This window comes from Aggregatimonas sangjinii (assembly GCF_005943945.1).
Taxonomy (GTDB): Bacteria; Bacteroidota; Bacteroidia; order Flavobacteriales; family Flavobacteriaceae; genus Pelagihabitans; species Pelagihabitans sangjinii.
Genome location: NZ_CP040710.1, coordinates 463,788 through 480,470, shown reverse-complemented (window position 1 = coordinate 480,470; position 16,683 = coordinate 463,788). Strand labels below are relative to the sequence as shown.

At 45.0% G+C, this 16,683-nt stretch carries 11 protein-coding genes and 1 tRNA gene; 2 read left to right on the top strand and 10 right to left on the bottom strand.

All coding sequences use genetic code 11. From position 1 onward, the window contains the following. Positions 1-76 precede the first annotated feature (76 nt). The 7 genes from FGM00_RS19750 to porV form a co-directional block, all read right to left on the bottom strand. The gene (locus FGM00_RS19750) at positions 77-229 is read right to left on the bottom strand and encodes an HAD family hydrolase (RefSeq protein ID WP_175416175.1); all 153 of its coding nucleotides are present in this window, start codon (positions 227-229) and stop codon (positions 77-79) included. Beyond that, entirely contained in the window at positions 226-906 is a 681-nt protein-coding gene (locus tag FGM00_RS01880) for an SDR family NAD(P)-dependent oxidoreductase (RefSeq protein WP_138851278.1), read from the bottom strand. The genes FGM00_RS19750 and FGM00_RS01880 overlap by 4 nt, the downstream gene beginning before the upstream one ends. Further along, positions 906-2,129: a M28 family metallopeptidase gene (locus tag FGM00_RS01875; protein ID WP_236262871.1), complete on the bottom strand. Its 1,224-nt coding sequence runs from the start codon at positions 2,127-2,129 to the stop codon at positions 906-908. The genes FGM00_RS01880 and FGM00_RS01875 overlap by 1 nt, the downstream gene beginning before the upstream one ends. A 90-nt stretch (positions 2,130-2,219) precedes the next feature. Beyond that, positions 2,220-3,884: a pyruvate dehydrogenase complex dihydrolipoamide acetyltransferase gene (locus FGM00_RS01870; protein WP_138851277.1), complete on the bottom strand. Its 1,665-nt coding sequence runs from the start codon at positions 3,882-3,884 to the stop codon at positions 2,220-2,222. A 4-nt stretch (positions 3,885-3,888) separates the two neighbouring features. Beyond that, the gene (gene pdhA / locus FGM00_RS01865) at positions 3,889-4,887 is read right to left on the bottom strand and encodes a pyruvate dehydrogenase (acetyl-transferring) E1 component subunit alpha (protein ID WP_138851276.1); all 999 of its coding nucleotides are present in this window, start codon (positions 4,885-4,887) and stop codon (positions 3,889-3,891) included. Between the two features lie 174 nt (positions 4,888-5,061). Further along, on the bottom strand, positions 5,062-5,547 hold the full coding sequence (cdd, locus tag FGM00_RS01860; RefSeq protein ID WP_138851275.1) for a cytidine deaminase: 486 nt from the start codon (positions 5,545-5,547) through the stop codon (positions 5,062-5,064). Between the two features lie 127 nt (positions 5,548-5,674). After that, positions 5,675-6,826: a type IX secretion system outer membrane channel protein PorV gene (gene porV, locus FGM00_RS01855; RefSeq protein WP_138851274.1), complete on the bottom strand. Its 1,152-nt coding sequence runs from the start codon at positions 6,824-6,826 to the stop codon at positions 5,675-5,677. A 454-nt stretch (positions 6,827-7,280) separates the two neighbouring features. Between porV and gldJ the strand changes: the two genes are divergently transcribed. Both gldJ and FGM00_RS01845 read left to right on the top strand, forming a co-directional pair. Then, positions 7,281-8,948: a gliding motility lipoprotein GldJ gene (gene gldJ / locus FGM00_RS01850; protein WP_138851273.1), complete on the top strand. Its 1,668-nt coding sequence runs from the start codon at positions 7,281-7,283 to the stop codon at positions 8,946-8,948. Positions 8,949-9,013: 65 nt separating this feature from the next. Further along, complete coding sequence (locus FGM00_RS01845) at positions 9,014-10,288, top strand: UDP-N-acetylmuramoyl-tripeptide--D-alanyl-D-alanine ligase (RefSeq protein WP_138854584.1); 1,275 nt, start codon at positions 9,014-9,016, stop codon at positions 10,286-10,288. 59 nt (positions 10,289-10,347) lie between these two features. Here the strand turns inward: FGM00_RS01845 and FGM00_RS01840 are convergent, their stop codons facing one another. From FGM00_RS01840 to FGM00_RS01830, 3 genes are all read right to left on the bottom strand, one after another. Then, positions 10,348-12,048, bottom strand: coding sequence for an efflux RND transporter periplasmic adaptor subunit (locus FGM00_RS01840; protein WP_138851272.1), 1,701 nt, complete (start codon positions 12,046-12,048; stop codon positions 10,348-10,350). A 10-nt stretch (positions 12,049-12,058) separates the two neighbouring features. Further along, positions 12,059-15,736 carry an efflux RND transporter permease subunit gene (locus tag FGM00_RS01835; RefSeq protein WP_138851271.1) on the bottom strand — a complete coding sequence of 1,226 codons (3,678 nt, stop codon included), beginning with the start codon at positions 15,734-15,736 and terminating at the stop codon, positions 12,059-12,061. A gap of 790 nt (positions 15,737-16,526) precedes the next feature. Then, positions 16,527-16,601 (bottom strand) — tRNA-Val (locus tag FGM00_RS01830). Positions 16,602-16,683 lie beyond the last annotated feature (82 nt).

The following is a 16,683-nucleotide window of genomic DNA, read 5'->3' as shown; positions in this document are numbered from 1 at the left end:
CTTTGGCGATATGCGTTTTCAAAATTGTTTCGCGGTGATTTTCCCAATAGCACTTCTATTTGGTGCATACAATCCGTTAAGAATCCACCTTCAAAACTTTTAAGCGCAAAGGCAAGGTCATATTCGCTCCCAATTCGTTCGCCATAGCTACTATGACCTGATTACTTAAAACTTCACTATCGACCAAGATGCCATCGCAATCAAAAATGATGCCCTTGTAATTTTTCATGGCGTACTACTACTTACCTGTAGTAATTTCCCATTGTACATCTTATTTCCTGTCAAGGCAAAATCCATGATATAGTTCGCCATTTCAGCTGCGCTGATGGGGGCTTCGTAACCTGGAAAGGCCTCTTCCAGCATTTCGGTCTGCACCGCTCCTAGGGCCAATACATTGAACGACGGACCTGTTTCTTTGAATTCCTCCGCCCATAATTCTGTAAGCGTTATTACCGCTGCTTTGCTGGAACTGTAGGCCGAAAGTCCCGGAAACTTCATACTGCCCTGCACGCCACCCATAGAGCTTATCGTAACCACATGACCTGTTTTTGGCATTTTAGGCAATACGGTTTTAGTGACCTCCGCCAAACCCAATACATTTACTTTGTAGACCGCCTCAAATTCCTCGGTCGTGGTCTCCAAGAATGGTTTGTTCAGTAATTTCCCGGCATTGTTGATGAGGATATCTACAGTGCTCCAATCGTCAACTAAAACATCATTTAGTTGAGCGATATCGGCCTTCGCGACCAAGTCGAAGGGAAAGCTGGTAATGTTTTCGTGCTGAAGTTCATCAATAGGGCCGTTATTTCTCGATAGAGCCAAAACCCGATGTCCATTATCAGCAAAAAGTCGGGCAAGTTCAAAACCGATACCCCTACTCGACCCGGTTATAAGTACGTTGGCCATTAGTTGAGCGCTATCATTTTAGTAAGCGAATTGGCGATACTCTCGATCATTGGAATAGAACGATTGACAACCTTGGCCATATGGTCAAAATTCATCAGACCCACTTCATCACCTACTTGATGGTAATGATCGAAATTGGTAAAATCAAAGGTGCTGAAGGTTTGACACGGTACCTTGAATTCGTTATAGAAGGGATAGTTGTCGGATCGTTGAAATAAATTAAATTCCTTGGCCTTGGGCAAATACCCGATCATATTCCGGCCAACGTACATATTGCAAACTCCGGCCAGATTCGACTCCTCAAAACCGGTTACGTACATTAGATAATCCTTACCCACCAAAGGCACACCGGTCATCTCAAAATTCAACATGGTGTACAGATTGAGGTTGGCAGCCTTTAGCCTCTTGGCCAGGTGTTTGGAACCCAACAGTCCTTTTTCCTCTGCGCTGAACAAAGCGAAAATGATACTTCGCTTATTGTTTCCCGTATTTCCAAAATATCGGGCAAGCTCTAATACCGTCGTAGTTCCCGAAGCATTATCATTTGCACCATTCGCTATGGCATCGCCATTCTTAGGTTCTATGATACCGATATGGTCGTAGTGCGCCCCAATGATAATAAACTCCTTTTTCAATTTGTCATCGGTGCCTTCTAAATAACCAACAACATTAAAGGCATTGTCAAAATTGGAAAGCTCGTCACGATAGTCGTCAAAATAAGGTTTGATGTTGTTGTTCTTGAAAACCGTTTCGATGTATTCGGCAGCCATCTCGATCCCTTCACTACCGGAATCCCGGCCCTGTAGTTCGTCAGCGGTCAAAAAAGTCATGATTTCCTCGACGTTACTTGCCGTTGAAAGACCTTTACCGGTAATCGCACTTGGTACGGCAGCTTCTGCCATAGGAGCTTTTTCCATTGTATCCTCAGAAGACATTTCCATCTCCTCTCCGGATGGTGCAGTTTCAGAGGACACTTCAGATTCTTCGACTACCTGCTCCTCCGCTACCTCAGCTTCTTCCTCGCCTATTTCTTCTTCCTCCGTTTCCATCTCCTCCATCATCTCGGCTTCTTCCTTTGGAGTATCCATAACCTCGATGGGTCGCTCCATATTTTGAGCCTTTTTGTATACCGGCCGTTGTACCAAGGTCACATCTTGGTCCACTTTGGAAGCCCCACAGGCCATTAGAAACAGTATCAATAAAAATCCGATTGCTTTTCTCATAGTTTCATAAATTTTTTAAAGATAAAAAAAGCATCCCATAGGCAAAGGATGCTTTAACGTATTGTTTGACGCTTTTCGACGAACTACACCTTATGCAAGCATAGTTACCGGATTCTCTAAATACGCCCTTAACGTTTGTAAAAATTGTGCCCCGGTGGCTCCATCGACCGTTCTATGGTCACAGGCCAAGGAAATTTTCATGGTATTCCCAACTACAATCTGGCCCTCTTTTACCACTGGTTTTTCAACGATCGCCCCTACGGAAAGAATTGCCGAATTGGGCTGATTGATGATGGAGGTAAATTCCAAAATGCCGAACATACCCAAGTTGGAAACCGTGAAGGTACTACCGTCCATCTCAGCGGGTGTTAGCTTTTTGTTTCGTGCTCGTCCTGCCAAATCTTTAACGGAAGCTCCTATCTGGGTCAGTGTCATTTGATCGGTAAATTTAAGCACGGGTACCACAAGTCCGTCTTCAACGGCAACAGCAACGCCGACGTGCACGTGATGATTGAATTTGGTGGTATCCCCTTTCCAAGTGGTGTTTACCTGAGGGTGTTTTTTGAGTGCCATGGCACATGCTTTGACCACCATATCGTTAAACGACACCTTGGTATCCGGCAAACTGTTGATCTGCACCCTTGAAGCCTTGGCATTATCCATATCAACCTCTATGGTGAGGTAGTAGTGTGGCGCCGTAAATTTAGACTCTGCCAATCGCTTGGCGATCGTCTTGCGCATTTGGGAATTTTTGACTTCTTCACTACCTTCTTGCCCCACAGGAAGGTTGACCGGAGGCGCGGCAACAGCGGACGAACTAGCAGTCTGCTCGGTGGCCGCGGTAGTTGTTGTTGCCTGCGATGGCTTGTAATTTTCAATATCCTTCTTTACGATACGGCCATTATCACCAGATCCGGTAACCTGAGCTAAATCGATACCCTTATCGGACGCTATTTTTTTGGCCAAGGGCGATGCGAATATCCGTTGCCCGTCCGCAACCGATTTATTGGAAGTGTCGGTCGCTGTCTTTGATTCCGTTTCTTTCTCTTCGGTAGCTTCGGTCTTCCCATCAGCTTTTGAGGCTTCCGGCTTGCCTTCAGAAGAATCGGCATTGAGTACCGCATCTACATCGGTGCCTTCCGGACCTATGACGGCCAATACGGCGTCAACAGGCGAAGATTCTCCCTCTTGAATTCCGATGAACAATAAGGTTCCAGAATAAAAGGATTCAAATTCCATCGTAGCTTTATCGGTTTCGATTTCCGCAAGAATATCACCTTCTTCTACGGTATCACCTACCTTCTTCAACCAGGACGCAACGGTACCTTCTTCCATGGTATCACTCAACCTTGGCATTTTTATTACCTCGACACCTTCTGGAATACTAGCCGGTGCATCAGAGGATTTACTTTCTTCCGACGTCGTTTCTTCCTTCTTGGTATCTTCCGCTTTTTCGTTGGCCTCGTTCTCCTCTGCAGGAACGTTGGTACCGTTCAATAAGCCGGAAATGTCCTCTCCTTCTTCCCCGATAATGGCCAAAAGTGTATCTACGGGAGCTCCATCACCTTCCGCAATACCGATATGCAATAGGGTACCCTCATGGAAGGATTCAAACTCCATCGTCGCCTTGTCGGTTTCGATCTCTGCCAAAATATCCCCTTCTTCTATGGTATCCCCGACTTGTTTTAGCCATTTGGCAACGGTACCTTCTTCCATGGTATCGCTCAAACGGGGCATATTTATTACTTCTGCCATTTACTTATAATTTATGTGGTACGAACGGAAAATCTTCTTGTTCATAAACCATGTCGTATAATTGTTGTACCGGTGGATAATCGGACTCCTCTGCAAACTTCTCACATTCGGAAACCATTTTTTTCACCCTTTTATTTATTGCTTCGATTTCAGCATCCGTCGCATAATCCTCGTCCTTAATAACATCCAATACTTTAGTGATCGGGTCTATCTTCTTGTACTCCTCGACTTCGTCTTTGGTTCTATAGTGTTGCGCATCTGACATTGAGTGACCTCGGTATCGGTAGGTCTTCATCTCAAGGAAAGTTGGCCCACCACCACTACGCGCACGTTCGATGGCCTTGTGCATTTCCTCCGCAACGACTACCGGATCCATGCCATCAACAGGACCGCATGGCATTTCGTAGCCAAGACCCAGTTTCCAAATCTCAGTGGAATACGACGTTCGCGCTACGGATGTTCCCATGGCGTACCCATTGTTCTCACAAACAAAGACCACCGGAAGTTGCCATAGCATTGCCAAGTTAAAGGTTTCATGCAACGATCCTTGCCGTACGGCCCCATCGCCCATGTAACAAATTGTCACATTATCCCTACCTGCATATTTATCCCCAAAGGCCATTCCCGCACCTAACGGAATCTGCCCCCCTACGATACCATGCCCGCCGTGAAAACGATGCTCTTTGGAAAAAATATGCATAGAACCACCCATACCTTTTGAAGTTCCCGTGACTTTACCGTAAAGTTCAGCCATTACCTTTTTGGGGTCTACCCCCATACCAATAGGCTGCACGTGATTTCTGTAGGCTGTGATCATTCTGTCCTTGGTCAAATCCATGGCATGCAAAGCCCCTGCCAAGACCGCTTCTTGTCCGTTGTATAGATGAAGAAATCCTCTTACTTTTTGTTGTATGTAAACTGCGGCAAGCTTATCCTCGAACTTACGCCAGAATAACATGTCTTCGTACCATTTGAGATAAACTTCCTTGGTGATTTTTTCCATTGATTCCTTTATTTGAAGAATTCTTATCAATCTCGACTTGGACGAAACCAAAAAAATCGAAAAACAAAAATACGTATTAAATCATTAGTGAAAAAAAATTGTAGAAAAAGGTTTGAATAAAAAAATGCTGTTGAATAGTGCACATTAAGGGTAGTCCTGCCAAGCAATGAACAGCTATTTCAAAAAAGAATTTGTAAAGGTCAAGGGAAGCAGATCGGCAATGGCATCGCATTTGAAAACCGGTCCGGTTTCTCCCATCATCAGGATGGCAATAGGCGTTTTTTGACGCACCTCATATTCCGATATCGACTGCCTACAATTACCACAGGGTGCTGCCGGTGAATCGACCGTATACTTCCGTGAAGTTGCCGATATCGCAATTGCCTTGATCGTTTCATCGGGATACAATGCCCCTGCCTGAAAAATAGCGACACGTTCCGCACAAAGTCCCGAAGGGTAACATGCGTTTTCCTGATTGTTGCCGATAACAATTTTACCATTGCCTAATAGTACCGCAGCACCTACTTGGAAATTGGAATATGGTGCGTAGGCTTTCTGCCTGGCCGCAACGGCCGATTTCATGAGGTTTATATCAGGAACGGACAAGGCTTCGATAGTTTCGAAGGTGGAGAGTTGAAACGATATCTTGGTTTTTTTCATATGGTCGAATCGAGAAATTCAAGAACCAAAAGGTAGGCTATTTTTACATTATTCGGAATATAAATCCTCTTCTAAAAGACAAAACCTGCACAAAGGCAGGTTTTGTCTAATTTTTAAATACTTTGATTTAGTCGTTGAACATCTCCTCACCTAGATTAAAAGCAAGTGAGAAACGTAATGAATTTTCTAAAGGATTTTTAATTTGAGATGTCGAGAACAGGTAAGAAAGGTCTATTTGTACCACGTTAAATTTAAAGCCCGCACCCAAAGTGAAAAACTTGCGGGCACCTTTATCCAAGCTCTCGTTAAAATATCCTGTGCGGATCATAAACGAATCCTGATATACATATTCCGCACCCAATGCCCATGTAAATTCCTTTAACTCTTCGCTGAAACCATCCGGTGCATCACCAAAAGATTTGAACATCCCTTCAAAGAAACTAATACTCTGGTATTCGTCGTTATCGGCACCATCAATATCACCATCATTATCGAAATCTTTTGGCGTGGGCACCAACAATTTACTGAATTCAGAAGTAAAGGCAATTGTATTGTCCTGATCTAAAATCATATCGAATCCTAAACCGAACTTTAAGTTGGTAGGCAAGAAGTTTTCCTGTCCGCCTTCGTCATACTGAATCTTTCCACCAAGGTTGGCCAGGTTAAAACCAGCTCTCCACCGGCCATCGAAACTACTGTACGCCTTTTCACGTGATCGATAATAACCCGAGACATCAACGGCAAAACCACTGGCTGCCTGTGAATCGATTCCAGATGTTTGTTGTGGTAATTTTAGGTTTGAGCGAATGTACCGCCCAGCTACCGACATTGAAAAAGTCGGGCTCAATTTTAAGGAATAAGACCCGTCGAAAGCCAATTCATTGGGTTTGACCCTTGTACCGGGTTCATTGATGGTCTGTCTAAGTTCTATTTCACCCAAGGTAAAATAGCGTAAACTAACCGCGAAGGCACTATTGTCGTCTATTTTATTGAAATAGCTACCTTGTAATAATCCGATATCCTTGATAACACTTTCTAAATACGGGGTATAGCCCAGGCCGATTCCCATCTTTCGCTCCGCAAAGGCGAATTTGGCCGGATTCCACTGTTGCGAATAGGCATCTGTGGAGGTGGCCACCCCCATATCACCCATACCAGCCGCACGTGCATCGGCCGCAATGGTCAAAAAGGGTACCGCTGTGGTAATTACTCTGTTCTGCTCTTGGGCAGTTAATTGCGAGGCAACGGCCAAAAGCATCAGTAGTGCGAATTTTCTCATTGGTTTACGTTAAAAGATTTAGTCAGTTATCAAAAACACGCTCGATTAACGTGTAATGCTACCTATATTATCAAGATAAACGGCGATTTTAATGATATCTTATAATGTGTATCCGATTTTTTAGTCCAAACGCTAAATTTTCAGCTACGCTACCGTTTTATATATTTTCTACCTTAAAGGTTAACGGCTGCAAAATACGTTTTTTTGCCGTTACCGAATAAAAATTCCGAAACGATAATATTATGTCATTTGTATCGTTATGAATGTAAACCACATTGTCGCCATCTTTATATTTGAGGCGAAAGGGATTTGGAAAATATTTTTTTACACCATGTAATATTATCCCCAAATCATCGTTTTATATGCCGAAAGTGACATTTAATCAATTAAAATACAATCCCGAAACCAACCCGAAGAGTGTGATGTTTCGGGTATTTGAACTCAAGTCCTAATTATGAAAAAACAGTTTATCAAAGTTGTACTTTCTTGTGCGGTCGTCGCAGGTGGCTTTACAGTAACCAGCTGTAAAAAGTCTGGCTCTTCCAAAGATGTATCCAGAGCCACAGGGTGGAAAATCAATGCCAAGGAAGGAGGATTCCAATACAACACGGATTTTAAAGAACAGGAGACCTCTCCTGGCTTGGTATTCGTAGAAGGTGGTACGTTCACCAAAGGAAAAGTACAGGATGATGTAATGCATGACTGGGATAACACGCCTACCTCACAGCACGTACAGTCTTTTTATATGGACGAGACAGAGGTAACCAACGTGATGTATTTGGAATACCTCGATTATCTAAAAACCGTGTATCCACCGGAAAATCCATTGTATACCAATATTTACAAAGGAGCACTGCCTGATACCCTAGTTTGGAGAAACCGATTGGGCTTTAATGAGACCATGACGAACAATTATCTCAGACATCCTGCATATGCAGAATATCCCGTAGTAGGTGTGAACTGGATTCAGGCTACCCAATTTGCGGAATGGAGAACCGATCGCGTAAATGAAGTATTGTTGGAAAAAGAAGGTTATTTGGCGAAAGACGCCAAATACAAGGCCGCTTCTGGAGAGGTTGCCGGAACATTCAGCACCGAGGCGTATCTAAACAGGCCCGAGTCTGTGTACAACGGTCAAATCGATTCGCTACAAGGAAATAACAAAAAGGATAGCGTAAATGTTTTTGCCAAGCGAAGTAGTGGCGTCATAGCTCCTGAATATCGCCTACCTACCGAAACGGAGTGGGAATATGCAGCACAAGCGAATCAAGGTACAAGAGAATACAATAATTACCGTGGTAGAAAAAAATATCCATGGGATGGTGACTATACCAGAAACGGACAACGCGTAGGTCGCGGTGATCAGTTGGCCAACTTTAAGCAGGGTAAGGGTGATTACGGCGGAATCGCAGGATGGTCTGATGATGGTGCTGATATTACTGCAGAGGTTATGTCGTACAAGCCGAACGATTTAGGATTATATGATATGGCAGGAAATGTTGCCGAATGGGTGGCCGATGTGTATCGCCCGATCGTTGACGACGAAATCAGTGACTTCAACTACTACCGTGGAAACATTTATATGAAAACGGCCATTGGTGAAGACGGCAAGGTAAACGTACTACGTGACTCGGTCATGTTCGATACCCTACCCAACGGGAAAGTTGTTGCCGTAAACCTTCCAGGAGAACTTAAAATGGTTCCCGTAGATGAGAATGAAACGTATTTGAGGACCAATTTCGACACCAGTGATAACCGAGGCTATCGCGATGGAGACCCAAGTTCTTCAAGATTCTTTGATCGTTTTAGCGATGAGGAAGAAGGAGAGGATGCCCGAAAAATGTACGATTCTCCGAAACATAGCGTAGAGCGCGATTCAACTGGTAATATTGTTCGCCAGTACGACAAATCGAACAACAGGTCAACTTTGATCAATGATGAAGTACGTGTGTTCAAAGGTGGTTCCTGGAGAGATAGAGCCTATTGGTTAGACCCTGCACAACGTAGATACCTGCCACAATATATGGCTACGGATTATATCGGTTTTAGATGTGCCATGTCAAGAGTAGGTTCAAAATCAAAGACAAAGAACAAAACTCCTAGAGGAAAGAAAGCAAAATAAGAAATTGCTTGAGAAAGATAAAAGCCCTGACTCCATCGTCAGGGCTTTTTTTATATTTTTACCTTATGACGATTACGCAGCTACACCATCTTTTTTTAGCCCACCCCATAGTATCTACCGACACCCGAAAAATCGAAGAACACTGTATCTTTTTTGCCTTGAAAGGGGATAATTTCAATGGAAACGAATATGCGGCCCAGGCTTTGGAAAAAGGTGCTGCTTACGCCGTTGTGGACGAAGAAAAGTATCATACCTCAGACCGGACCATACTTGTAGGGGAGGTGCTCACAGCTCTTCAGGAACTGGCCTGTTTTCATCGAAACCACTGCGAAGCAAAAATTATAGGCCTAACTGGGAGCAATGGCAAGACGACCACCAAGGAGTTAATCAATACGGTACTCGCCAAAAAATATAGAACGGTAGCCACCAAAGGCAATCTGAACAACCATATTGGTGTGCCGCTTACACTGCTTTCCATAATGCCCGATACGGAAATCGCAATTGTTGAAATGGGTGCCAATCACCAGAAAGAAATTGCATTTTTATGTGAAATAGCCCAACCCGATTTTGGTTATGTCACGAATTTCGGAAAAGCGCATTTAGAAGGTTTTGGCGGTGTTGAGGGCGTTATCAAAGGTAAGAGCGAACTATATGATTATCTTATCGCGAACGGGAAATCCGTTTTTATGAATGCGGATGATTCCATTCAATTGGAGAAGCTGGGAAGCTACATCCGCAAATACGGATTCAGCACGGAAAAGCAGGACTATTTCAAAATCAAGCTTTTGGGGGCAGACCCTTTTGTACATCTGAAAGCGGAAGATGTGGCAATCCAAACAAAACTTATCGGCAGCTATAATTTCACCAATTGTTGTGCGGCCCTTCTCATAGGGAAATATTTTAATGTACCCCTAACAGATATCAAACAGGCATTGGAAAACTACGTGCCCGATAATAACCGATCGCAACTTCTGGAAAAGAACGGACACCATATTATCTTGGACGCCTACAATGCCAACCCGACGAGTATGAAGGCCGCTTTGGAAAATTTTGCCACTATGGAAGCTAAACGTAAAACCGCCTTTCTTGGAGACATGTTCGAACTGGGAACGACCGCCCCGGAAGAACATCAAAAAATAGCCGATCTAGCCGCCGATATGAAGTTTGAACACGTTTTTCTGGTCGGAAAAAATTTTGATGGGACTAACACCTCCTTGCCGACTTTTGATTCCTTTGAATTGTTGTCCCTACATTTAGGGGAACATCCTATTGAAAAAAGTACTATTCTAATTAAAGGAAGTCGTGGAATGGCACTGGAACGCTTGTTGGATATTATGTAGTAGAAAGGCCAATCTAACAGTAAGGCCCAACGGATTTATCGTTAGATATCATAACAGTGCTATTGTAAGGTCTTAGTGACGCTACCGCAGGTCAGCATTGCATCCCCATAATAAGGGTTTTGAACCTTGTCCTGAAAACTGAGCCAATCGGCCCCTTTGTTATTATCGGCCATTGGGCAGTGCTGTACATAAATCGGCTGATCTAAGTCATTAAAACTAGAGGCGATTGCAATAACCGCTTCGGATAGTGGTTTAAAAGCTTCGCGCTGCTTTTTCAAATCATCGGTTGCTGCAATCTTTTTTGAGAATTTCTCCAGCGCATTTATACGGGAAGTTAGCATACCATCCAACATCAAACCTTCGAGTTGGGCCAACTCGGAAACCAGTTGTCTTCCGTCCGAATTCGCTTTCGTCGCATTAGAACCGACCAAGGCATTCTTCATTTCATCGTATATCATTAAGATGTACATGAATTTTTCCTTTAAATCCGGATCACCTTCCATATTCATTTTACTGTCGCCTATGAGCATTCCTTCCATCCCATTAAAACCCATCATCGATTTTTTACCTTGCAATTGTGCGGCGGCATCAACTGTAAAGGTGCCATTGGTGACCACTTCGTCACCGGGGGCCAACCCCTCTACTATGACGTAGGAATCCCCCATGGCATTGCCCAACGTTACTTCTGTCATTTCAAAAATAGGTTCGCTCGGATCTGGCTTTAGGTAAACCAAAGACCGTTTTCCGGTCCAAAGCACCGCAGATTTTGGCACGGTCATCACTTGATTGGCCTTTTCTGCTTGTACACTTCCCTCAATAAACATTCCCGGTTTTAAAACTCCTTCCTTATTGATCAAGGTGGCCCGAAGTGAGACTGTTCTTTTATCATTATCTAAAATCGGGTCGATAAAGTCTATTTTGGCCTTATGGCTTTTACCACTGAAGGTATTGGAAGAGATGGCAATCTCCTGCCCTACTTTGAGCAATGGCAGTTGGTTTTCATAGGCATCGAATACTGCCCAAACGGTGTACAGATTCGACACCTTGAACAGGGGGTCGCCTTGTTTGTACCAATTCCCTTCCGCACCGATGACCTCGGTTACCGTACCGTTTACGGTTGCCGTTATCGGAAAATTCATTATCGGTTTCTTAGTACTAAGGATTTCATTAATCTGGGCGTCGGTAAGCTTCCACACGCCCAAGGTATTCCGAGCCGCAGCAAATAATTTTTCATGGGAATCCTTATAGGATGCCGACGTCAATAATTTATCCTGGGCCGAATACAGCTCTGGGGAGTACATGGTGCCCAGCTGCTTCCCTTTCTTAATATATTGACCCACATAATTTACATTCAACTTTTCGATACGACCATCGAAAATACTGGTCTGAACGGCATTGGTCTTCTCGTTCGCCGTGATTTTTCCCGACAGCTTCAACGTATTCCCATTCATGTTACCGACACCAACGGTAGTTGTTTCAATATTTGCCAGTGCCAAGGCATTCTCGGTCATTTGAAATTGATTTTCATCAAGAGTGATTCCCCCTGAATTCGAGACAACCAAATCCATACCACAAATAGGACAGGAGCCCGTCTCGTTCTGTTGCACTTTTGGATGCATGGAGCAAGAATAGACCTGTTCAGTCGCATTGGAATGGGCATGCATTTCATCCGCACTACCACCACTAAAAAAAACATAGCCCAAAAGCAGTCCTACAATCAATACTGCCGCATATCCCCCATATTTCTTTATTTCATTCATCAGCTCACTTTTAAACGTTCTTCAAAGCAATTTCCTTTCTCCAACTAAACAATACCGGCACAACGAAGAGCGAAATGAGTGCCACCAACATGCCACCGAAACTAGGTATGGCCATGGGAATCATTACATCACTGCCCCGACCGGTAGCGGTCAAAACGGGTAGTAACGCCAGCATAGTCGTTGCCGTGGTCATAAGACAAGGCCTGATTCGTTTTTTTCCTGCTTCCAAGACCGCCTGGCGTACCGATTGTACATCCTTCGGCGTGTTTTTGTCGATCTGTTGTTTGAGGTAGGTCGCCATCACCACCCCATCATCGGTTGCGATGCCGAAAAGTGCGATGAATCCGACCCACACCGCAATACTTAAATTTACGGTTTTCATATGAAACAGCTCCCGGAAATTGACTCCTCCCAAACCAAAATTCATAAACCAAGGTTGTCCGTATAGCCAAATAAGGATAAAACCTCCAGCAAAGGCTACTGCGACTCCTGAAAACACCATCAATGATATCGATACCGACCTGAACTGGAAAAAGAGTATCAAAAATATGGCCAATAATAGCAATGGCATTACGAATGTGAGCGTTTTTTCGGCATGCAACTGGTTTTCGTAAGTTCCTGCAAACGAATAGGAAATGCCTTCGGGAATTTGCAACACACCATTTTTCAATCGCTCCTCGATTGCACTACGTGCATCATCCACCACATTAACCTCGGCATAGCCTTCGGCCTTATCGAACAACACATGGCCGAGCAAAAAGCTATCCTCGCTTTTGATTTGTTGTGGGCCTTGTTCATAGCGGATGTTCACAACTTCATTTAAGGGAATTGAAATACCCTCCTTGGATTGCATATATATTTGTTCTAAATCTTCAGGAGTGCCCCGCAGCTCCCGGGGATAGCGTACCCGAACACCATAACGCTCACGACCTTCCACCGTTTGCGCGAGTACCTTGCCCCCAACGGCTACCTCAATCAGTTCTTGTACCTCGGTAATCGAAATACCATATCGGGCAATCTTATTCCGATCTATATCGATGAGCAAGTATGGTTTTCCTACAATGCGATCGGCAAATACGGTTTCCTGCTTTATACCTTCGACCTGCTTCAGGATGCTTTCCAATTCCAATCCAAAACGTTCGATTTGCTTTAAATCCCGCCCTTTTATTTTGATGCCCATCGGAGAACGCATTCCTGTTTGCAACATGACTAATCGGGTTTCAATAGGTTGTAGTTTGGGGGCAGCGGTAATACCCGGTAATTGCGTGGCTTTTGATATCGCCTCCCAAATATCTTGTTTGTTTCGGATTTCCGGCCGCCAATTGCGATAGAATTCCCCTCCGGAATCCAAGATTAAATCGTTGTGGGCCATCCCAGTTCCAGAAGTGACATACTTTCCATTCTTCGTCTCGAAAAGACCCTCTTCGTTTGTCTTGAAGCGCTCAGGTCTTCCGCTTGCATCCAATAGGTATTCCGATTTATAAAAAATCATATTTTCGAACATAGACATGGGTGCAGGATCCAAAGACGACCCTACCCTTCCCGCCTTTCCGACAACTGTTTCGATTTCAGGAATATTGGCCACGGCCATATCCAACTGCGCCAACACCCTTTTATTTTCACTTACTCCCGCATGGGGCATGGCAGTTGGCATCAAAAGGTAGGATCCTTCGTCCAAAGACGGCATAAATTCTTTTCCGGATCGGAACATGATAAACGTTCCTAGCAGTACCAATACCAACGGAATACTCAAAAACAGGGCTTTGTTGTCCAATGCCCAAAGAAGTATCCGCTCGTAACGCCTTTTGAACAAAAGGATGCCGCCCAAAATGATAAAACAAAGCAACCCTACAAACAACATATTGACCACCACGTGATTTCCAAAGCCTAAGGGACGCCAGTAATAGCCCAAAAGCGACACCATCGAAAAGACACCCCAATACAATTGAAATACATTCTTTTTAGGTTGGGAAATTTTCCGTACTGCACCCAAAATACCTATGACTCCGAAGCCAGCAAGCAACAGACCGAATAAATTCCCAAAGAAAACGACCACAGCTCCCAATACAATCAATAAGCCGTTCGCTACAAGTTTTATACTCTTGGCGAAGTCTTTTTTTCGGAACAATCTAGCGGCCAACGGTGGAATCAAAAACAATGCAATACCCATCGAGGCCAATAAGGCAACCGTTTTGGTAAAAGCCAAGGGCGTAAAGAGCTTTCCCTCGGCCCCTGTGAGCAGGAATACGGGAACAAAACTTATAATCGTAGTAAGTCCGGCTGTAACGATCGCTCCCGACACCTCAATGGTCGCCCTGTACACTATTGTATCCGTTTGCGAATCGTTTGGGTTCGAATCGAGATGGCGAATAATGTTTTCGGAAAGAATAATTCCCATATCGACCATGGTGCCTATGGCAATGGCTATTCCCGAAAGCGCTACGATATTGGCATCTACTTTAAAGAGTTTCATGGCAATGAAAACCAACAGAACCGCGAGGGGCATCAAGCTCGAAATCAATATGGATAGGCGCATGTTAAAGAGTAGTACCAGCACCACCAAAATGGTAATCAACACCTCAAAAGCAAGCGCGTTGCCCAAGGTACCAATCGTTTCTTGAATCAATTCGGAACGGTCATAAAAGGGAACCACCGTCAGCTTTGAAATACGCCCGTCCTTTAAAGTCTTTGACGGCATGGCAATGGCAAGCTCTTTTATCTTCTCCTTCAGATTTGTGATAGTCTCCATGGGGTTGGCACCATAACGAGCGGTTACCACTCCCCCGACCACCTCGGCCCCCTCTTTATCCAGAATGCCACGACGGGATTCAGGCCCCAAGGTAACATTGGCAATATCCTTAATGCGGATAGGTGTGAAATCGGTCACTCGCACCGGAGCATTTTCCAGGTCCTCTATACTTTCGATATAGCCTAGACCGCGCACAAAGTATTCCGCTTGGTTGATTTCCAAGGTCTTAGCACCAATATCCTTATTGCTCTGCTTCACCGCATCGACAACCCCGGAAAGGGAGACGTTATACTGCCGCATCAGTTCGGGATTGACATCGACCTGATACTCTTGAACGTAACCGCCAATAGACGCCACTTCCGACACCCCGTTTGCAGCGGATAGGGCATTTTTTACATAAAAATCCTGAATGCTCCGTATTTCGTGGAGGTCCCAGCCCCCTGTTACATTGCCCTCTTGGTCTCTTCCTTCGAGGGTATACCAAAATAGCTGTCCCAATGCCGTAGCATCCGGTCCGAGTGCCGGTCGCACCCCCTGTGGCAGTAAATTTACCGGCAGCGCGCTAAGTCGTTCTAGGAGTCGACTTCGAGTCCAATAGAAATCGGCATCTTCATCGAAAATAACATAGATACTGGAAAAACCGAACATCGAAGTGCTACGAACACTCTTGACTCCGGGAACACCCAAAAGATTGGAAGTTAGGGGATAGGTAATCTGATCTTCAATATCCTGAGGCGATTGGCCTTCCCATTCGGTATATACGATTTGTTGGTTTTCGCCGATATCGGGAATGGCATCAACGGCAACGGGGTTTCTTGGCAGTAGACCCATACTCAAATCGAAAGGGGCATTGATGGTGCCCCACACCAAAAACAGTAGAAAGAGCACTACCGCCACCAGCTTGTTCTCGATTAAAAATTTGATGCTTTTGTTGAGCATAAAATCATATTCAACAGGGTATTACCGTTCATCGATAAACCCCTGTAAATGGTAACGTTCAAATGTAACAAATGATTGTGAAGGCGCCCCAACTATTTACGAGGGAAATGGAATTAGGAATTTAAGAAGAAAATGGGGCATATTGCCCCGAAGTGTAGGGGGAACTATCGACCTCTGCTCCGCCAGAAGCGGACATTACTGTAATGGGCCTTTTAGTGGAGTGTATTGCTCCGAAGCGTCGGGGGAACCAACGACCCCCGCTCCGTCAGGGGGCGGACAACGTAAATCAACTTTCTTGTGGAGTGTATTGCCCCGAAGCGTCGGGGGAACCAACGACCCCCGCTCCGTCAGGGGGCGGGCAACGTAAATCAACTTTCTTGTGGAGTGTATTGCCCCGAAGCGTCGGGGGAACCAACGACCCCCGCTCCGTCAGGGGGCGGACAACGTAAATCAACTTTCTTGTGGAGTGTATTGCCCCGAAGCGTCGGGGGAACCAACGACCCCCGCTCCGTCAGGGGGCGGACAACGTAAATCAACTTTCTTGTGGAGTGTATTGCCCCGAAGCGTCGGGGGAACCAACGACCCCCGCTCCGTCAGGGGGCGGACAACGTAAATCAACTTTCTTGTGGAGTGTATTGCCCCGAAGCGTCGGGGGAACCAACGACCCCCGCTCCGTCAGGGGGCGGACAACGTAAATCAACTTTCTTGTGGAGTGTATTGCCCCGAAGCGTCGGGGGAACCAACGACCCCCGCTCCGTCAGGGGGCGGACAACGTAAATCAACTTTCTTGTGGAGTGTATTGGATTCGAACCAACGACCCCCGCCCTGTCAAGACGGTGCTCTAAACCAACTGAGCTAACACTCCATTACTTCTAACAAAAAACTTTGTATAATCAGTATCCCTGTGGAACTATAACAGGGAGGCAAAAATAACCAAAAGATCGGAT